At 58.0% G+C, this 18,414-nt stretch carries 16 protein-coding genes; 13 read left to right on the top strand and 3 right to left on the bottom strand.

Going from position 1 to position 18,414, the window contains the following annotated elements; translation table 11 throughout:
* Positions 1 to 67 precede the first annotated feature (67 nt).
* The 7 genes from C0V76_RS16140 (at position 68) to C0V76_RS16110 (ending at position 7,733) form a co-directional block, all read left to right on the top strand.
* Positions 68 to 370, top strand: coding sequence for an HU family DNA-binding protein (locus C0V76_RS16140; protein ID WP_101943790.1), 303 nt, complete (start codon positions 68 to 70; stop codon positions 368 to 370).
* Between the two features lie 219 nt (positions 371 to 589).
* Complete coding sequence (gene tig / locus C0V76_RS16135) at positions 590 to 1,900, top strand: trigger factor (RefSeq protein ID WP_101943789.1); 1,311 nt, start codon at positions 590 to 592, stop codon at positions 1,898 to 1,900.
* 120 nt (positions 1,901 to 2,020) lie between these two features.
* On the top strand, positions 2,021 to 2,605 hold the full coding sequence (gene clpP / locus C0V76_RS16130) for an ATP-dependent Clp endopeptidase proteolytic subunit ClpP (RefSeq protein ID WP_101944027.1): 585 nt from the start codon (positions 2,021 to 2,023) through the stop codon (positions 2,603 to 2,605).
* Positions 2,606 to 2,638: 33 nt separating this feature from the next.
* Positions 2,639 to 3,907: an ATP-dependent Clp protease ATP-binding subunit ClpX gene (clpX, locus tag C0V76_RS16125; RefSeq protein ID WP_101943788.1), complete on the top strand. Its 1,269-nt coding sequence runs from the start codon at positions 2,639 to 2,641 to the stop codon at positions 3,905 to 3,907.
* Positions 3,908 to 3,988: 81 nt separating this feature from the next.
* Positions 3,989 to 6,418, top strand: a complete 2,430-nt coding sequence (gene lon, locus C0V76_RS16120; RefSeq protein ID WP_101943786.1) for an endopeptidase La — start codon at positions 3,989 to 3,991, stop codon at positions 6,416 to 6,418.
* A gap of 118 nt (positions 6,419 to 6,536) precedes the next feature.
* Positions 6,537 to 6,899, top strand: a complete 363-nt coding sequence (locus C0V76_RS16115; protein WP_101943784.1) for a PilZ domain-containing protein — start codon at positions 6,537 to 6,539, stop codon at positions 6,897 to 6,899.
* A 63-nt stretch (positions 6,900 to 6,962) separates the two neighbouring features.
* Positions 6,963 to 7,733, top strand: a complete 771-nt coding sequence (locus tag C0V76_RS16110) for a TatD family hydrolase (RefSeq protein WP_101943782.1) — start codon at positions 6,963 to 6,965, stop codon at positions 7,731 to 7,733.
* Positions 7,734 to 7,777: 44 nt separating this feature from the next.
* Here the strand turns inward: C0V76_RS16110 and C0V76_RS16105 are convergent, their stop codons facing one another.
* Positions 7,778 to 8,578, bottom strand: a complete 801-nt coding sequence (locus tag C0V76_RS16105; RefSeq protein ID WP_101943781.1) for an inositol monophosphatase family protein — start codon at positions 8,576 to 8,578, stop codon at positions 7,778 to 7,780.
* 69 nt (positions 8,579 to 8,647) lie between these two features.
* Here C0V76_RS16105 and C0V76_RS16100 point away from each other — a divergent pair, with 69 nt between their 5' ends.
* Entirely contained in the window at positions 8,648 to 9,394 is a 747-nt protein-coding gene (locus C0V76_RS16100) for an RNA methyltransferase (protein WP_101943779.1), read from the top strand.
* Between the two features lie 47 nt (positions 9,395 to 9,441).
* Positions 9,442 to 10,179 carry a serine O-acetyltransferase gene (gene cysE, locus C0V76_RS16095; RefSeq protein ID WP_101943777.1) on the top strand — a complete coding sequence of 246 codons (738 nt, stop codon included), beginning with the start codon at positions 9,442 to 9,444 and terminating at the stop codon, positions 10,177 to 10,179.
* 4 nt (positions 10,180 to 10,183) lie between these two features.
* Here cysE and C0V76_RS16090 read toward each other — a convergent pair whose 3' ends face one another.
* Entirely contained in the window at positions 10,184 to 11,026 is an 843-nt protein-coding gene (locus tag C0V76_RS16090; RefSeq protein ID WP_101943775.1) for an SAM-dependent methyltransferase, read from the bottom strand.
* Positions 11,027 to 11,368: 342 nt separating this feature from the next.
* Complete coding sequence (locus tag C0V76_RS16085; RefSeq protein ID WP_101943774.1) at positions 11,369 to 11,968, bottom strand: LysE/ArgO family amino acid transporter; 600 nt, start codon at positions 11,966 to 11,968, stop codon at positions 11,369 to 11,371.
* 109 nt (positions 11,969 to 12,077) lie between these two features.
* On the opposite strand from C0V76_RS16085, the gene C0V76_RS16080 reads away from it, so the two are divergent.
* The 4 genes from C0V76_RS16080 (at position 12,078) to hrpA (ending at position 18,359) form a co-directional block, all read left to right on the top strand.
* Positions 12,078 to 12,974 (top strand): LysR family transcriptional regulator ArgP, encoded by an 897-nt coding sequence (locus tag C0V76_RS16080; protein ID WP_101943772.1) that lies wholly within the window; start codon positions 12,078 to 12,080, stop codon positions 12,972 to 12,974.
* Between the two features lie 279 nt (positions 12,975 to 13,253).
* The gene (locus C0V76_RS16075) at positions 13,254 to 13,457 is read left to right on the top strand and encodes a cold-shock protein (RefSeq protein WP_101943770.1); all 204 of its coding nucleotides are present in this window, start codon (positions 13,254 to 13,256) and stop codon (positions 13,455 to 13,457) included.
* A gap of 101 nt (positions 13,458 to 13,558) precedes the next feature.
* The gene (gene infA / locus C0V76_RS16070; RefSeq protein ID WP_101943769.1) at positions 13,559 to 13,819 is read left to right on the top strand and encodes a translation initiation factor IF-1; all 261 of its coding nucleotides are present in this window, start codon (positions 13,559 to 13,561) and stop codon (positions 13,817 to 13,819) included.
* Positions 13,820 to 14,054: 235 nt separating this feature from the next.
* Entirely contained in the window at positions 14,055 to 18,359 is a 4,305-nt protein-coding gene (gene hrpA / locus C0V76_RS20270; RefSeq protein WP_101943767.1) for an ATP-dependent RNA helicase HrpA, read from the top strand.
* Positions 18,360 to 18,414: the final 55 nt, after the last annotated feature.

Genomic DNA, 18,414 nt, shown 5'->3' with positions numbered 1-18,414 from the left:
AGCAGCAAACTTGGCTCTATACTCGGCCCTGCAGAAATGCACACCCAAATTTAACCGGAGATAACGCATGAACAAGACCGATCTGATCGCAGCGATTGCTGAGAAGACCAATCAGTCCAAGGTTGCCACGGGCGAGTTCCTGGATGCCGCTGTTGCCGTGATCGAAGAAACAGTTGCTTCTGGCGATTCTGTGACCCTGGTTGGCTTCGGCACTTTCAAGGCTGCTGCCCGCGCCGCTCGTGAAGGCAAGAACCCGAAGACCGGCGAGAAGATCAAGATCGCCGCGACCACCGTGCCGCGTTTCTCCGCTGGCGCTGGCTTCAAGGCCAAGGTTGCTACCAGCAAGGTCAAGAAGGCCGCCAAGAAGTAATCAGGCTTTCCGCGAATGCACAGACAGGGCGCCTGCGGGCGCCCTGTCTGTTTTTGCGCCTCCCGCAAGGCTCGGAGGCAGTGGCGAGTGTGATAGGATCGCGGGTTTGTTGGTTGTCTAGCCGGGCGCTGCCGCAACAAAAAGGTCTGGCCGACTTCGCGTCGGATTTACAGGCATCGCTGCAGCGCGCCCCTCCGTTCTGTTCCAAGGAAATTCTGCATGCAAACGAATGAAGTGACGCTGGGCGCGCTGGAGCGCCGTATCGACTTGGTTGTCAATCTGGCTGAAGTCGAAGCTCAGGTGGCTGCTCGTCTGAAGAATCTGGGCCGTACCGTGAAAATGGCCGGTTTCCGCCCGGGCAAAGTGCCCCTGAAGATGGTCGAGCAGTCCTACGGCCCGCAAGTGCGCAACGAAGTGCTCGGCGATGCCGTGGAAGCGGCCTTCAGCAAGACCGTCCAGGAACAGAACTTGCGTGTTGCGGGTTATCCGAACATCGTACCGAAGGAAACTTCGGTTGAAGGCAAGATGGAATTCGTGGCGACCTTTGAAGTTTTTCCGGAAGTGGCTGTGGGTGATCTGGCTGCTAGCGAGATTGAGCGCCCGAGCCTTGCTGTTGGCGATGCTGAAGTGGATCGTACGATTGAAGTGCTGCGTAAACAGCGCACTACCTTTGTCAAGGCTGAGCGCGCCTCGCAGGAGGGAGATCGCGTGACGATCGATTTCACCGGCCGCAAGGATGGTGAGGTCTTTGAAGGCGGTCAGGCCAGCGACTTCCCCGTAGTGGTCGGCGGCGGGCAAATGTTGCCTGATTTCGATGCCGCACTGCGTGGTCTGAATGTGGGCGACAGCAAGACTTTCGACCTGACCTTCCCGGCCGAATATCACGCCGCAAACTTGGCTGGTCAAACCGTGCAGTTCGAAATCACCCTGAAGGCTGTTGAAGCTCCGGTATTGCCAGAGGTCGACGCAACTTTTGCTCAGGCTTTGGGTGTGCCTAACGGCGATACTGCCAAGATGCGCGAAGAGATCAAGGCAAACCTTGAGCGTGAAGTTGCTCGCCGCATTCGTGCCCGCGTACGTGATCAAGCGCTTGAAGTTCTCTCCAAGGCGTGTGCCTTCGATGTACCGAAGGCTCTTGTCGATGGCGAAGCTGGCCGCATGGTTGAAGCAGCCAAGCGTGATCTGGTTCAGCGTGGTGTGGATGTGAAGAATGTGCCGGTGAGCAAGGACTGGTTTACCGAGCAAGCATCGAATCGCGTCAAGCTTGGCCTGATTGTTGCTGAGGTTGTGGGCAAGAACAGCCTGAACGCCAAACCGGAACAGATTCGTGCGCGCGTTGACGATCTTGCGCAGACCTACGAAAAGCCGGAAGACGTGGTGCGCTGGTATTACTCCAAGCCCGAGCATCTGCGTGACATCGAAGATGCCGTGGTCGAAGATAACGTGGTCGAATGGGTGCTGGGCCAAGCGAAGGTGAGCGACAAAGGCTTTACTTTTGAAGAGTTGATGGAGCAAGCTCAGCAGGCCTGATGATGGCGGTGCCGGCGACCCTCGCCGGCACTTTTTGATGATGAAGATGGAGAGACGGCTTTGAAATTCTCAAGCACGCAGCATTCTGATTGGGATCCGGTTGGCCTTGGCCTGGTGCCGATGGTGGTGGAACAAAGCGGTCGTGGCGAGCGCTCTTACGACATCTACTCGCGCCTGCTCAAGGAGCGTGTCGTGTTTCTGGTTGGGCCGGTCAACGATGTGACTGCCAACCTGATCGTGGCGCAGCTTCTATTCCTGGAGTCCGAAAATCCGGATAAGGACATCTATTTCTACATCAACTCGCCAGGTGGCTCGGTTACCGCAGGTATGTCGATTTACGACACGATGCAGTTCATCAAGCCCAATGTAAGCACTCTGTGCATCGGGCAGGCAGCGAGCATGGGCGCGTTTCTTCTGGCTGCAGGAGAAAAGGGTAAGCGTTTTTCGCTGCCCAATTCGCGGATCATGATTCACCAGCCTCTGGGTGGTTTTCAGGGGCAGGCCTCAGATATCGAGATCCATGCCCGGGAAATTCTGGCCCTGCGTGCCAAGCTTAATGACATGCTGGCGCATCACACGGGTCAGTCGGTGGACCGGATCGAGAAGGATACGGATCGCGACAACTTCATGTCGGCTGCCGAGGCGCAAGCCTATGGTCTGGTCGATAAGGTGCTCACCAGCCGCGCAGATGTAGCGGCGGCTTGATCACACACACTTATTCTTGAAGGAAGGCTGAATATGACGGACAAAAAGTCTGGCAGCGAGAAGCTGCTCTACTGTTCGTTCTGCGGTAAAAGTCAGCACGAAGTCCGCAAGCTGATCGCAGGGCCCTCCGTATTCATTTGCGATGAGTGCATTGACCTGTGCAATGACATCATTCGCGATGAAATCGGCAGCGATGCATCTGCCCGCGTCGACAAGGGCGATCTGCCTACGCCGAAAGAAATAGCCACGATTCTCGATCAGTATGTGATCGGGCAGCGTGCCGCGAAGCGCATTTTGGCAGTGGCGGTGTATAACCATTACAAACGGCTGCGTCATCAATCGCGTACGGCTGATGACGTGGAATTGGCCAAGAGCAACATCTTGCTGATTGGGCCGACCGGATCGGGCAAGACTTTGCTCGCTCAGACGCTTGCCCGTCTGCTGAATGTTCCTTTCGTAATGGCTGATGCCACCACGCTGACTGAAGCGGGCTATGTCGGGGAGGATGTCGAGAACATCATCCAGAAACTGCTGCAGAAGTGTGATTACGATGTCGAGAAGGCCCAACAAGGCATTGTCTACATCGACGAAATCGACAAGATTTCGCGCAAATCCGACAATCCTTCGATCACGCGCGACGTTTCTGGCGAAGGCGTGCAGCAAGCGCTGCTCAAGCTGATTGAAGGTACGGTGGCTTCGGTTCCTCCCCAGGGGGGGCGGAAGCACCCGAATCAGGATTTTGTTCAGGTCGACACGGCCAATATCCTGTTCATCTGCGGTGGAGCTTTCGACGGACTGGAAAAGGTTATTCGTAATCGTACCGAGACTGTCGGTATCGGTTTCGGTGCCGAAGTGCGCAGCAAGAATGACAGCAAGGTTTCTGAGACCCTGCGTCAGTGTGAGCCGGAAGATCTGATCAAGTTTGGTTTGATCCCTGAGTTCATTGGGCGCCTTCCGGTCGTGGCTACCCTTCAGGAATTGGATGAAGAAGCCCTGATTCAGATTCTGATCGAGCCAAAGAATGCTTTGGTCAAGCAGTACGCCAAGCTTTTCTCAATGGAAGGCGTGGAGCTTGAGGTGCGGCCTGCAGCGCTGCAAGCAATTGCACGTCGCGCGATCAAGCGCCGCGCGGGTGCCCGTGGTTTGCGTTCCATCCTGGAATCCGTCTTGCTCGAAATCATGTACGAGCTGCCGGGCATGGAGAATGTTGAGAAAGTGGTGGTCGATGAGAACACCATCGATACTGGCGCACAGCCGCTCCTGATTTATTCGGAGCAGGCCAAGGTTTCAGGCTCCAACTGAAAGCCGGGATTCTTGCCTTCAAGGCTTGAATCCCGCCAGACAGCCCCAATGTAGTTTGAGTGCGGTCCTCAGGAAAACAACATGTCGAACAAGCCCGAACTCCCCCCCGAAGTCATTGAACTCCCTTTGCTGCCACTGCGTGACGTGGTGGTCTTCCCGCACATGGTGATCCCGCTCTTTGTGGGGCGCCCTAAGTCCATCAAGGCTCTCGAACTTGCCATGGAAGCAGGCAAGAGCATCCTGCTAGTGGCCCAGAAGTCTGCGGCCAAGGACGAGCCTTCGGCTGACGATCTCTACGACATCGGTTGTATTGCCAATATCCTACAGATGCTCAAACTGCCGGACGGGACTGTTAAGGTCCTGGTCGAAGGTACGCAGCGCGCTCGTCTTGAGCGTGTCGAAGAGCAGAAGGCGCTGTTTGTGGCTGAAGTGAGCCCGATCAGCAACGATGAGCGCGGCTCGCATGAAGTTGAGGCGATGCGTCGTGCGATCATCAGTCAGTTCGATCAGTACGTAAAACTGAATAAGAAGATCCCTCCTGAGATCCTGACTTCACTGGCAGGCATTGAAGAGGCTGGCCGTCTGGCAGATACCATTGCCGCGCACCTGCCGCTCAAGCTTGAGCAGAAACAGGCTGTGCTGGAACTTTTCAATGTCGGTGAGCGTCTTGAGCGCCTGCTAGGACAGCTGGAAACCGAGTTGGACATCCTTCAGGTGGAAAAGCGCATCCGCGGCCGTGTCAAGCGCCAGATGGAGAAGAGTCAGCGTGAGTATTACCTGAACGAGCAGGTTAAGGCGATCCAGAAGGAGCTCGGCGAGGGCGAAGAAGGGGCCGATCTAGAAGAGCTTGAAAAGAAGATCAAGACGGCTGGCCTCTCCAAGGAAGCGTTGGCCAAGGCGCAAAGCGAGCTGAAAAAACTCAAGCTGATGTCGCCTATGTCGGCAGAAGCCACGGTTGTGCGCAACTTCATCGAAACGCTCACCGGCCTACCGTGGAAGAAAAAGTCTCGCATCAGCAAGGATCTGGCTGAAGCCCAGAAAGTCCTTGATACGGATCACTTCGGTCTCGACAAGGTCAAGGAACGCATCCTGGAATATCTGGCCGTGCAGCAACGCGTGGACAAGCTCAAGGCGCCGATCCTGTGTCTGGTTGGCCCTCCTGGTGTGGGCAAAACCTCGCTCGGCCAGTCGATTGCCAAGGCCACCAATCGCAAGTTCGTGCGTATGTCGCTGGGTGGCGTCCGGGATGAAGCCGAGATCCGTGGCCATCGTCGCACCTATATCGGTTCCATGCCAGGCAAGATCCTGCAGAACATGACCAAGGTGGCGGTGCGTAACCCGCTGTTCCTGCTCGACGAAGTCGACAAGATGGGCGCTGATTTTCGCGGCGATCCGTCTTCGGCACTGCTGGAGGTCCTTGATCCGGAGCAGAACTCGACTTTCGTCGATCACTACATCGAGGTGGAGTACGACCTCTCTGAAGTGATGTTTGTAGCGACTGCCAACTCCTTCAATATTCCTGCCCCCTTGCTGGACCGGATGGAAATCATCCGTCTTTCGGGTTACACCGAGGATGAAAAAGTAAACATTGCCCAGCGTTATCTGCTTCCCAAGCAGATGAAGAACAATGGTGTGAAGCCCAACGAGCTGACGGTCACCGAAGAAGCGGTGCGCGACATCATCCGCTACTACACGCGTGAGGCCGGCGTGCGCAGCCTGGAGCGCGAAGTCTCGCGTATCTGCCGCAAGGTCGTTAAGGCGCTGGTGCTGAAGAAGCGTGAATCAAAGGTCGTCGTCAACGCCAAAAATCTCGACAAGTATCTGGGTGTGCGTCGCTATTCCTTTGGCATGGCCGAGAAAGACAACCAGGTTGGTCAGGTCACGGGTTTGGCATGGACCGAAGTGGGGGGCGAACTGCTGACCATCGAGGCTGTGAATCTGCCGGGCAAGGGCAAGATCATTACCACCGGCAAGCTTGGTGAAGTGATGCAGGAGTCGATTCAAGCAGCGTTGTCTGTCGTACGCAAGCGTGCTCGCCAGCTCGGTATTCCGGAAGATTTTCACGCCAAGAGTGATATCCACATTCACTTACCGGAAGGAGCTACGCCGAAGGACGGACCTTCTGCGGGCATTGCTATCGCATCGGCACTGGTTTCGGTGCTGACAGGTATCCCGGTGCGTGCCGATGTAGCCATGACCGGTGAGATCACGCTGCGCGGCGAAGTGCTACCGATTGGTGGTCTCAAGGAAAAGCTGCTTGCGGCGGTGCGTGGTGGAATTCGCAAGGCCCTGATTCCACAGGAAAACGTGAAAGATTTGGCGGACATTCAAGGCGATATCAAGGATCGCATCGAGATCGTGCCTGTGAAGTGGTTTGATCAGGTGCTCGAGCAGACCCTTGAGCGTCTTCCAGAGCCTTTGCCGGAAACTGCCGAAGTTGCTGCTCCTGTGGCAGCAGTGCCGGTGGAGCCTGATGAGGATTTGTCAGGTAATGGTTTGATCACGCACTGATGATGAGAGGCCCGGTCTAGTGACCGGGCCTCTTCGCATGGGGCGCAGTCGTCGCCCGGGCTGGCGATGGATGCTGGCTTGTTGATACCATTGTCTCAGACTATTTTCAGGATTCTTCATGGAAGCCAAGCAACAGGCGAGCGTTCGGGCTGGGGTTCTCTCCCTTAATATCAACTCCAAGTCCGCTTTGTATGCCGCCTATATGCCCTTCGTAAAGGGCGGCGGCCTCTTCATTCCGACCAACCGGGCTTATGTGGCGGGCGATGAAGTTTTCATGTTGCTGCAGCTTATGGATGATCCGCAGCGTCTAGCTGTGAAGGGTAGGGTTGTATGGGTGACGCCTGCCAACGCCCAGAACAACAAGACTCAGGGGGTGGGAGTGCAGTTCGCACCGGATGAAGGCGGTACTGCGGTGAAGATCAAAATTGAACAGATCCTTGGCGGTGCGATAGGGTCCAGTCGCCCGACACATACCTTGTAAGTACTCGACATTTTATTTTCTGACCGGGCGTAAGCCCGGTTTCAGTTTAACGGTAGGCCAAATATGTTCGTGGACTCACATTGCCATATCGACTTTGAAGATCTTGCGGTTCAGGGCGAAGCCTTATTCGAGCGTATGGCCAGCGCTAAGGTCAGTCATGCCGTATGTATTGGCGTGACGCTCGAGAATCTGCCGCGCGTACTGGCTCTGGCGGAGTCTCGTGCAAACGTCTTCGCTAGTGTTGGGGTGCATCCGGAGAATACGGAAGGTGAGGAGCCTGATCTGGAACGCCTGCAATTGCTAGCTGCGCATCCGAAGGTGGTCGCTATTGGTGAAACTGGATTGGATTACTACTGGCACAAAGATCGTCCAGAATGGCAGCGTGAGCGCTTTCGCGTGCATATCCGGGCGGCGCGGAAGACCGGTTTGCCCTTGGTGATTCATACCCGCGATTCGGCAGAGGATGTTCTGCACATTCTTGCGGAGGAGGGGGCACAGGAAGTGGGTGGAGTGATGCACTGCTTCACAGAAAACCTCGTAGTAGCCGAAGCTGCTATTGCTCTAGGCTTCTATATTTCCTTTTCCGGCATCCTGACCTTCAAGAATGCTAGTCAGATCAAGGAGGTTGCTGCCAGCATTCCGCTTGAGCGTCTTCTCATCGAGACGGATTCGCCCTATCTCGCTCCCGTCCCTCACCGCGGCAAACTCAATGAACCATCCTTTGTTCCGCATGTAGCCGCTGAGGTGGCGCGCTTGCGTAACCTGAGCATCGACGAAGTAGCGAATGCCAGTACCGACAATTTTTTCCGATTGTTTCAGCGCGCACGGGCATGAAAAAAAGGCGACCAATCGGTCGCCTTTTGTTGTTTCGCCAGAAATTAGGCCATCAGTGCTACGGTTCGGTGCGATTGCACCACTTGCAGCAACTGGGTAAAGATTTTAGGTGAGCCAGCCACCAGATTGCCCGTCTTGAGATAGTCGCCTTCGCCGCCGAAATCGCTGGCGAGTCCTCCAGCTTCCGTCACTAGCAGTACGCCGCCAGCCATATCCCAGGGCATCAGACCCATCTCGAAGAAACCATCCGTGCGACCACAGGCCAGCCAGGCGAGATCCAGTGCGGCTGAGCCTGGGCGACGCAGGCCGGCAGTCTTACCGGCCAGATCCTTGAACATGGCAAGGTAGGCATCGACATTGTCCATGCGCTTGAAGGGGAAGCCTGTTCCAATCAGGCTCTCCTGTAGCTTGGTGCGCTTGGCTACGCGGATGCGGCGATCGTTCAGAAAGGCACCACGACCACGGCTGGCTGTAAATAATTCGTTTCGGGCCGGGTCATAGACCACAGCCTGTTGCACGATGCCACGCTCGGCCAGGGCGATGGACACGGCATACTGCGGGAAACCATGAATGAAATTGGTGGTGCCATCCAGCGGGTCGATGATCCATTGGAAGTCACTCTCACCGCCGGTGTCACCGGACTCCTCTGCTAGAATCGCGTGCTCTGGATAGGCGTCGCTGATGACTTCGATGATGGCCTGTTCGGCCGCACGATCCACCTCGGTCACGAAATCATTCGGCTGCTTGGAGCGGACTTCGATCTTATCGAGCTCCATCGAGGCGCGGTTGATGACGGTGCCGGCTCGGCGGGCAGCCTTGACGGCGATATTCAGGATTGGATGCATGTGCGTCGGGTCTCGTTGCAGCAAGCCAGGTGGCACGCTGCGTGCGCTAAAGGAAACCGCACATTATATATGGCTGAAGCCCTCTCTTTGAATCGATTTCGTGTGGTTTTGTCACGACCCGGCATTCCGGGGAATATCGGCGCTGCTGCACGGGCGCTCAAGACCATGGGCTTGTCGCGCCTTTATCTGGTCAATCCCAAGCACTTTCCTCACCCCGAAGCTGAGTCGCGTGCCTCGGGCGCCGTGGATGTGCTCGCTAACGCAACGGTCTGCAACTCTCTCGAAGAGGCGCTGACCGGGGTAAGCATGGCTGCGGCCTTTACCGCACGGCGCCGCGAATTGTCGTTGCCCATGCAGTGGGCTCGTGAGGCCGCGGGCACCTTGTGTGAAGCCGCTAATCAAGGCGGAGACGTCGCGCTGGTGTTTGGCAATGAAACATACGGCCTTTCCAACGACGAGCTGGCGATCTGTCAATTGCCCGTGATGATTCCTACCAATCCCGAATACAGCTCGTTGAACCTGGGGGCGGCGGTACAGCTAATGTGCTACGAATTGCGCATGGCTGTGGTGGCGCCGGGCGAAGCGCCGGCAAGTTTTGGCGAGCTGGCGACGGTGGATGAAGTCGAGCAGATGATCGGCCATTTCCAGCAGACCATGACGGCCAGTGGCTTTTTCAATCCGGATAACCCCAAGCGTTTGTTGCCGCGTTTGCGCCGCATGTTCGGGCGCATTCGCCTCGAGCGCGACGAAGTCAACATTCTTCGCGGCATGCTGAACAGTTTTCAGTTTCCGGAGCGTTTCCGCAAACCTGATTAAGTCGCACCGGCTTACCATCAACCTCCAAGTGTTTTCCTGACTGCCCCATGTTTGCTCATCTCCGAGAAGATATTGCCAGTGTTCTCCAGCGCGATCCTGCCGCCCGCAGCGGCTTGGAGGTCATGCTGTGCTACCCGGGCGTGCATGCGCTCTTCCTGCATCGACTGGCGCATCGCTTCTGGCAGCTAAAGCTCTTTCTGTTGGCGCGCTGTGTGTCGCATATCGCACGCGTGCTGACAGGGATCGAGATCCACCCTGGAGCAAGCTTGGGCAGACGCGTGTTCATCGATCATGGTTTTGGTGTTGTGATAGGGGAAACCGCTGAAGTAGGTGATGACTGCACCATCTACCAAGGCGTGACGCTGGGGGGCACCTCCTTGTATCGGGGTGTGAAGCGTCATCCAACACTGGAGGCTGGCGTGGTGGTAGGGGCTGGAGCCAAGGTGCTGGGGGGCTTTACGGTTGGCGCAGGAGCCAAGATCGGCTCGAACGCAGTGGTGGTTAAGCCGATACCGGCGGGGGCGACGGCCGTGGGAAATCCGGCCCATGTTCTGGAGCCGAAAGATGAACGTGGCGATAAACCCGATTTTTCCGCCTACGGCGTGACACGCAATATGGATGATCCAGTCTCCAAGGCTCTGCACGCCTTGCTTGACCATGTGGCTGACCAGGATAAGCGCCTCGCGGCGATGGCCTCGCGCATGAAGGAAGCCGGTTTATGTGCGGACGAGGCAGACTGCCAGAAACCACTCGACCTGGACTATCTGAACCGCATCGTGGATTAATCGTTCAGTGTGTGGCGTCCGGTACGAAGAAGCGTTCGCGTAACTCCTCCAGTCCGGTCGTCGCCAGAATTTCGCCCAACCGGGTTGCTGACGCACGTTTGCCGTGGCCGGTATGGCTGGCGATGATCAGTTCGTTTTTCATTGAGTGTTCCCAGCCTACGAGTTCGGTCACGTTTAGCTGATAGCCGTGCGCTTCGAGTTGCAGGCAACGCAACACATTAGTGAGTTGGCTACCGAATTCGCGGGTGTGGATCGGGTGGCGCCACAGTTCGGTGAGTGCGGATTTCCCCAGCATCTGCCCCTTGTTCTTGCGCAGCGTGGCAGCGACCTCGGCCTGGCAGCATGGAACCAGCACAATGTGGCGGGCGCCACGTGCCAGCGCAAAGCGGATTGCGTCGTCCGTGGCGGTGTTGCAGGCATGTAGGGCAGTCACTACATCGATTCGCGCAGGCAGGGCAGCGGAGTCGATCGAGTCCGCAACAGACAGATTCAGAAACTCCATACCACCGAAACCCAGGTGTTTAGCCAGCTCGCGCGAGCTTGTGACCAGCTCATCGCGCGTTTCGATACCCCAGATCCGGCCTTGAGGCGCGTGTTCCTTGAAGAACAGATCGAACAGGATGAACCCTAGGTAGCTCTTGCCGGCTCCGTGATCTACCAAGGTCAGATCGTGACCGTGATTGAGAGCGTCCTGCAGGAGGGGTTCGATGAACTGGAAGAGGTGATAGACCTGTTTGAGTTTGCGCCGGCTGTCCTGATTCATCTTGCCGTCACGTGTGAGGATGTGCAGCGCTTTGAGTAGTTCAACGGACTGGCCAGGGCGGATGTCGTAGGTCTTGGTGTTCATGATGTGGGCTCGCAAGGGTCGCGCATTCTACATCGCAGTGTAGAACGGACCTTTTCTGCCTCGTGGGGGAATTCTGTCCCTGGGCTCCGGAATTCCGTCGAAGAGGTGATGTATGCCCTGTGGGGGCAACAACCTGTCCCGCAAGGTACACGTTGTCGACAAAGAGTGATGGCAAATGCAGTCTGGGGATTACCGCCCCTCGCGCACGAGCAAGTGATGAACGAGCGCCCGCTCTGGCAGCCCGATCCTTATGTTGAGCCACATACCCACCTGCACGCTTTTTGTGCCCAGTTAGCGCATCGGTTTGGATACCTTTCCAAACTTCGCGTCCCACCCGTGATTTCAATGCACCAAGCTGAAGGCCAGGGCCCCCATACCCACTCCGACGACGGCGTCGAGTATGCGCCAGGAGGTTGGTTTGGCAAACAATGGCGTCAGGCGGGCTGCGCCGAAGCCCAGCAAGGTGAACCAGGTGGCCGACGCAGTGATGCAGCCGAGCCAGAATATCCAGCGCTCGCCACCGGCCAGATGTGCCCCGATTGAGCCGATCAGCACCACCGTGTCCAGCCAGGCATGGGGATTGAGATAAGTGAAAGCAAGTATCAACATGACCGCGCGCAGCAGAGTGATCGGCTCTCCTTTTGGGGCTACATTCATGTGACGGCGTGAAAAGGCCGCACGAAGCGAATTCATCGCGTACCAAGCCAGAAATGCTGCGCCAGCCCAGGTTGCCAGTTGGACAGCATGCGGCCATTTATCCAGCAATGCGCCCATGCCTGCTATTCCCAAACCGATCAACAAAGCGTCTGAAATAGCGCAAATCAACACTGTTGGCAGTACATGCTGGCGGGTAAGGCCCATTCTGAGAACATGCGCATTCTGGGCCCCGATGGCGAGGATCAAACCGCCGCTGATTGTGAATCCCTGCATGAAGCTGTTCATTTGTGTTCTCCCAGAGCCGTCCCTCTTGGCGGCCAAGCAGGAATCTAAAGGTGAGATAGCGTTTTGTATTAGCATCTTGAATAATCATCATGTTTCATAAGGGTTTCTAATGAGCTTGGATTTCTCGCTACTGGAGTGTCTGGAGGCTGTTGCTACCGAGGGTAGCTTCGACAAGGCCGCAACGACGCTGGCAATTACTCAGTCAGCGGTGTCGCAGCGCATTCGTGCACTTGAGTCTCAGGTGGGAACCCCGTTGTTGTTTCGCACCCGACCGGTGCGGCCTACGCCGGCCGCTCAGCCGCTGCTGCGCTTTGCGAGACAAACCCGCTTGTTGGCTATGGAGGTGTGGCCGGAGATGAAAGCGGCTGCAACCCAGGGGCAATTGCGAATTGCCGTCAATGGCGACAGCCTTGGAACTTGGGTGTTGCCAGCGCTGAAGGATTGGGTGCACGCCCATCCGGAGCTGACTCTGGAATTTGTGGTAGACGATCAGACTCAGACTCAGGCGCGTTTACGTAATGGTGAGGTGCTGGGCTCTATTGGTTCTGAGGGGAGAGCGACAAAGGGATTTTTGGTTGTGCCGCTGGGTCAGATGCCTTATGTGTGCGTCGCTTCACCGGAGTTTGCGCAACGTTATTTCCCGCGTGGCTTGACGATTGCTGCTGCGCAGCGTGCTCCCGCTCTGGTATTTAACCGCCGGGATGCTCTCCAAGCTGATCATTTGGCGCGCTGTCTGGATTGGGCTGAGCCACGCTTTCCGCATCACTTTGTGCCAGCTTACGAGGCCTATCTGGAAGCTGCGATTCTTGGTTATGGCTACGGTATGTCACCGCTGGCTCAATGTCGCGCCGCACTGAAGGATGGGCTTCTGGTGAATGTCACCCCGCAGATGCCGGTGGCGGTTCCGCTTTACTGGCACACATGGCAACTCGAATCCGAATTGATTGGCAGTCTCGGCCGGGCGTTGGTAGCAGGTGCGGCATTAGCCCTGGATGCTCTGCCTTAGTCCGAAGGCTGAATGGCCTTGTCACTAACGCTCTCTGCGCGACAGATACTGCAAACTATTGGGCAGGGGTGAAGAAAACATTTGCCAAAGCGGGAATAAACAGGCACAGTAGTCACGCGATTTTCAAGTAATGCTCAGTTTTGTCAGGCGTAATCCCCGGTTCTCCGGTAGTTCCTCCCTTCATGACCCCCGCTGTCTTGAGCTTCGCAGAGCATCTGGTTTTTAACCGCGCTCTGGGGGCATCCCCTTATTTTTAATTTTTTTCAGGAGATTCAAGAGATGGCAACTGGTACCGTGAAGTGGTTCAATGATTCCAAGGGTTTCGGCTTCATCACCCCCGATGGTGGTGGCAAGGATCTGTTTGCTCACTTTTCCGCTATCCAAGGCGGTGGCTTCAAGTCGCTGCAGGAAAACCAGCGCGTGAGCTTCGACATCATCACCGGCCCGAAGGGCGAGCAAGCCTCGAACATTCGCGCTGAATAAGCAGGGGCCGATGTAGCGCCATGTGCGCTGCAAGGCTCCACCGGAAGAGCCCGGCCTGTGCCGGGCTTTTTCTTTTTCCCGATATTTTCAGGAGACTCCCTTTGGCAAAAGAAGAACTCATCGAAATGAATGGTGCGGTCGACGAAGTGCTGCCGGATTCGCGCTATCGCGTTACGCTTGAAAACGGACACCAACTCGTGGCTTACACCTCGGGCAAGATGCGCAAGCACCACATCCGCATTCTGGCGGGTGACAAGGTTTCGCTGGAGCTTTCGCCCTATGATCTGTCCAAGGGCCGTATTACCTTCCGTCATATCGAAGGTCGTGGTCCTGGTGGCCCGGCACCTCAGCGTCGCCGCTAATCAGATCCAGCTTCGTCCTGCGTGGGCGAACTGCAAACAGTTGCGTACTGCCTTGGCGGTATAGGTCGTTCTGCTTGGCGTATCCAGGCGAAACACGCGCTGTATTGCTTGCGTGATCGGCGGTGATCCGTTTTGACCGGATCCTGCCGGGCATTTCTCTAGCATCTACAAGTAGTCCGGCCGATAAGTGTGCAGCGGTTAAAATAGCGGCCCTTTGGCCTGCTGGCGTGCCTTGATGTCTTTCCCGGAATTGCCCGATCTGCTCAATCTCGTTCTTACCCGTGACCGGCCGGCCCTGCGTCGCCAACTGCGGGAGCTGAAAGTTCGTGCGTCAAAGGTTGCCGATCTTCCTGACTCTTTGCGTGAGCGTGTAGAGAGATCCATCGCAACGCGCGCTATCCGTCGCGAGAAACTGCCCAAACCAAGCTTTCCCGCTGAGCTACCGGTCAATCAGCGTCGCGACGAGATCGCCAAGGCGATCCGCGAGCACCAGGTCGTCATCATCTGTGGCGAGACCGGCTCCGGCAAGACGACCCAGCTTCCCAAAATCTGCCTTGAGCTCGGGCGCGGCGAAGCCGGCCTGATCGGTCACACCCAGCCGCGGCGTCTTGCTGCGCGTGCCACCGCCACGCGGATTGCCGAAGAGCTGCAAAGCGAGCTGGGCAGCACCGTCGGCTTCAAGGTGCGCTTTACCGACCACACCAGTGCCGACAGCTACATCAAGCTGATGACCGACGGCATCCTGCTCGCCGAGACGCAGGGCGATCCGCTGTTGTCGCATTACGACACACTGATCATCGATGAGGCGCACGAACGCAGCCTCAACATCGACTTCTTGCTCGGCTATATCCGCCAGCTCCTCCCGCGCAGGCCGGATCTGAAGGTGATCGTTACCTCCGCCACGCTGGATGCCGAGCGCTTTGCCAAGCACTTCGCGCAGGGCGACAAGCTCGCACCGGTGCTGGAAGTGTCTGGGCGTCTGTATCCCATCGAAGTGCGCTACCGCCCGATTGAGGACGAAGAGGAGATTACCTCCAAGCCCTTGCTGCGCGCCGGTGTGCGCACGACCGCGCCGAAAAACCGTAATCCGAATCGAGATCTCTACGAGGGGATTGTCGAGGCTGTGAGCGAGCTGCAGCGCGAGGGGCTGGGCGACGTGCTGGTCTTTTTGCCGGGTGAGCGCGAAATCCGCGAAGCCGCCGAAGCCTTGCGCAAGGACCATCTGCCGAGTACCGAGATCCTGCCGTTGTTTGCGCGCCAGTCGGCGGCGGAGCAAGCGCGTGTGTTCAGTCGCTCGAATGGTCGCCGTGTGGTGCTCTCCACTAATGTGGCTGAAACTTCGCTGACCGTGCCGGGCATCCGCTATGTGGTGGATGCGGGGCTGGCGCGGCTGAACCGTTATTCCCACCGCAACAAGGTCGAGCTGCTGCAGATCGAGAAGATTGCCCAGAGTGCGGCCAAGCAGCGCGCCGGGCGTTGCGGCCGGGTGCAGGACGGCATCTGCATCCGCCTCTACAGCGAAGACGATTTCAATCGCCGCCTCGCGCACACTGAGCCGGAAGTGCTGCGCTGCTCACTGGCCGGTGCGATCCTGCGCATGAAGTCGCTGCGACTCGGCGCGGTGGAAGACTTCCCCTTCATCGACAAGCCCAGCGGCAAGATGATTGCCGATGGCTATCAGCTGCTCAATGAGTTGGGCGCGGTGGATGATGACAATGAGCTGACGCCGATTGGCCGCGAGTTGGCCAAGATGCCGCTGGACCCGAAGATCGGCCGCATGATACTCGCCGCGCGGGATCGCGGCGCCTTGCGCGAGGTGCTTGTGATCGCCGCCGCGCTGTCGGTGCAGGACCCGCGCGAGCGCCCGCCCGAGCAGCCTGGAACCGCCGATCAGGCGCATGCGCGTTTCCGCGTTGCGCCGGATGACAAGGCCGAGCCGAAGAGCGAATTCCTCTGGTACTGGAATCTGTGGCAGGCCGCCGACGAAGTATGGCGCCACGAAGGCTCCAGCAAGCAGAAGGCCTGGTGCAAGACGCATTTTCTCTCCTGGTTGCGCATGCGCGAGTGGCGCGACATCCACACCCAGTTGCACGAGCTGTGCGCGGAGCATGGCTGGATTCACAAGACGCCAAAGGGCGAAGCTGCCGAGGCGGCTGCGCCGGCCAAGAGCAAGCCCGAAATCCAGTCCCAGGCCAAGTCCGCCGCGCCTGCGTTGCGCAGCAAGTCCTTCGACAAGCTCAAGGGCCAGATTCAGCAAGTTGAGCCTGCTCTGGAGAAATCTGCCAAACCAGGCGGGCAGGGCGCTTCCTACGAGGCTATCCACAAAGCCTTGCTGGCCGGGCTTCTCGGGCATATCGGGGTGAAGATCGAGGATGCGAGCGGGCCTTGGGTGGGGGCTTTCAACGGCGCACGCGGCATCAAGTTCTGGCCGCATCCGGGTTCCTTCATGGCGAAACGCGTGGGTAAGTGGCTGATGGCGGCCGAACTGATCGACACCAGCAAACTCTTCGCGCGCTGCATCGCCAAAATCGAACCGGAATGGCTGGAGGATGTCGGCGCGCATCTGGTGAGGAAGAGCGTCTACGAGCCGCACTGGGAAAAAGCCAAGGGCGCCGTGCGCGCCTGGGAGCGCGGCGTGCTCCATGGCATCACCCTCTATCCGCGCCGGCCTTGCGGGTTTGACAAGGAAGATCCGGCGCTGTGCCGTGAGCTGCTGATCCGTGATGGTCTGGTGGCGGGCGAGATCGATGAAGCGGCGGCGCGCAATATGCCTTTCTTCCAGCACAACCGGCGCCTGATTGCCGAGATCGAGCGCCTGGAACAGAAGATGCGCCGCCCCGATCTGCTGGTCGATGACGCGTTGATCGAATCCTTTTACGACGCGCAGATTCCAGCCGAAGTGACTGATCTGCGCATGTTCGAAGCGTGGCGCAAGCAGGCTGAGCGGACGAATCCGAAGTGCCTGCATCTGGAGCGCGAGCAATTGATGCGCCACGAAGCCGCAGGCGCGAGCAGCGACAAGTTCCCGGCTGAGTTCGAAGTGATGGGTCAGCACCTCAAGCTCACATATGTGCACGAGCCGCGCGCGAACGATGATGGCGTCACGCTGACCGTGCCGGTCGCCATGCTCAATCAAGTGCCGGCGAATCGCTGCGAATGGCTGGTGCCGGGCATGCTGGAGGAGAAGGTCACTGCGCTCCTCAAGACCGTGCCGCAGCGCCATCGCCACCGCCTGCAGCCGATTGGCGAGAGCACTCGCGCCTTTCTCGATGCCATCGAGGCGGGTGAGTACAAGCCAGACGAGCCGCTGGTGCGCGCGCTGCAGCGCTTTGTCGAGGAGCGGGTGAGTTACAAGCTGGATATGGCCAGCTTCCGCTTTGAGAACCTGAACCCGCACTGCTTCATGAATTTCCGCGTGATCGACCAGCACGGCCGCGTGCTCGACCAGTCGCGCGATCTCGCCGAGCTGCGGCTGAAGCTCAAGGACACGGCCGCCGCTGCCTTCCGCGCCGCGCAGATCGAGGGTTCGATGGGGGCGCAGCTGGCTGCTCTGAATGTGCAGGGCAAGCCTGCGCAAGATGACGAAAGTAGGGTGCGCACTGCGCACGCGGATGCGCCAGGGCAAACGGCGGTGCGCAATGCGCACCCTACAAATGAAATGCTCGACGAAGACGGCCAGCACACGGCCTTCTCCGGCATCACCAGTTGGAGCTTCGGCCCGCTGCCGGAATTGCTGGAAGTGAAGATCGGCAAGCGCAACCTGATCGGCTTTCCGGCCCTGCATGACGATGGCGATTCGGTCAGCTTGCGGCCTTTCGATACCGAAGAGGAAGCCGCCCGCGTGCATCGCAAAGGCTTGGTGCGCCTCTTTGCGCTGAACCTTAAGGATCAGGTCAAGGCGGTCGAGCGTTTGCCCGGCCTGCGCCCGCTGTCCTTGCAATTCATGCCCTTCGGCACTGAGGCCGAGCTGAAAGCCCAGCTCATCGAAGCCACGTTGATCCGTACTTGCCTGATGGCGCCACTGCCGGTGAATCCCACCGACTTCAACCAGCGCGTGCTGGAGGCCAAGACCCGCGTCAGCCTGGTCGCGCAGGAACTGATGCGCCTCGTGCAAACGCTGCTCACGGAGCACGCCTCGCTGCAGAAGCGCTTCGCCAACCTCAAGGGCTTCCCTGACTTGTTGGCCGACGTGCAAGGGCAGATCGGCAAGCTGCTGCCCAAGAACTTCCTGATCGCCTATCCCTTCGAGAAGCTCGCGCTCTTCCCGCGCTACCTGAAGGCCATCGACGTGCGCATCGAAAAAATGCGCAACAACCCCGCGCGCGATGTGCAGCTGATGGCTGAGTGGAAATCGCTGGCCGGGCCGTGGGAGCGCGAATGGATCGCCACGCAACGTGGCGGCTTGATCGATCCGCAGCTGGAAGAATTCCGCTGGCTGCTGGAGGAGCTGCGCGTGGGGCTCTATGCGCAAGAGCTGAAGACGCCGATGCCGGTCAGCGTAAAGCGCCTACAGAAGATCTGGGAATCAAGGCCGCGTTGACCTTGACTTGCCGGGCAGCTCGAAAGCCCGCATCATGCATGCGGAATAACCGGAT

The organism is Uliginosibacterium sp. TH139 (assembly GCF_002855595.1).
GTDB classification, from domain to species: domain Bacteria; phylum Pseudomonadota; class Gammaproteobacteria; order Burkholderiales; family Rhodocyclaceae; genus Uliginosibacterium; species Uliginosibacterium aquaticum.
This window is presented reverse-complemented; position numbering and strand designations above follow the sequence as displayed.

Coding starts and splice junctions, on each gene's coding strand:
- hrpA (WP_101943767.1), top strand. CDS start 14,055: ATGTCTTTCCCGGAATTGCCCGATCTGCTCAATCTCGTTCTTACCCGT.
- C0V76_RS16105 (WP_101943781.1), bottom strand. CDS start 8,578: ATGCATCCAATCCTGAATATCGCCGTCAAGGCTGCCCGCCGAGCCGGC.
- C0V76_RS16080 (WP_101943772.1), top strand. CDS start 12,078: ATGAGCTTGGATTTCTCGCTACTGGAGTGTCTGGAGGCTGTTGCTACC.
- C0V76_RS16085 (WP_101943774.1), bottom strand. CDS start 11,968: ATGAACAGCTTCATGCAGGGATTCACAATCAGCGGCGGTTTGATCCTC.
- tig (WP_101943789.1), top strand. CDS start 590: ATGCAAACGAATGAAGTGACGCTGGGCGCGCTGGAGCGCCGTATCGAC.
- C0V76_RS16115 (WP_101943784.1), top strand. CDS start 6,537: ATGGAAGCCAAGCAACAGGCGAGCGTTCGGGCTGGGGTTCTCTCCCTT.
- clpP (WP_101944027.1), top strand. CDS start 2,021: ATGGTGGTGGAACAAAGCGGTCGTGGCGAGCGCTCTTACGACATCTAC.
- C0V76_RS16100 (WP_101943779.1), top strand. CDS start 8,648: ATGGCTGAAGCCCTCTCTTTGAATCGATTTCGTGTGGTTTTGTCACGA.
- C0V76_RS16140 (WP_101943790.1), top strand. CDS start 68: ATGAACAAGACCGATCTGATCGCAGCGATTGCTGAGAAGACCAATCAG.
- C0V76_RS16090 (WP_101943775.1), bottom strand. CDS start 11,026: ATGAACACCAAGACCTACGACATCCGCCCTGGCCAGTCCGTTGAACTA.
- C0V76_RS16110 (WP_101943782.1), top strand. CDS start 6,963: ATGTTCGTGGACTCACATTGCCATATCGACTTTGAAGATCTTGCGGTT.
- C0V76_RS16075 (WP_101943770.1), top strand. CDS start 13,254: ATGGCAACTGGTACCGTGAAGTGGTTCAATGATTCCAAGGGTTTCGGC.
- lon (WP_101943786.1), top strand. CDS start 3,989: ATGTCGAACAAGCCCGAACTCCCCCCCGAAGTCATTGAACTCCCTTTG.
- cysE (WP_101943777.1), top strand. CDS start 9,442: ATGTTTGCTCATCTCCGAGAAGATATTGCCAGTGTTCTCCAGCGCGAT.
- clpX (WP_101943788.1), top strand. CDS start 2,639: ATGACGGACAAAAAGTCTGGCAGCGAGAAGCTGCTCTACTGTTCGTTC.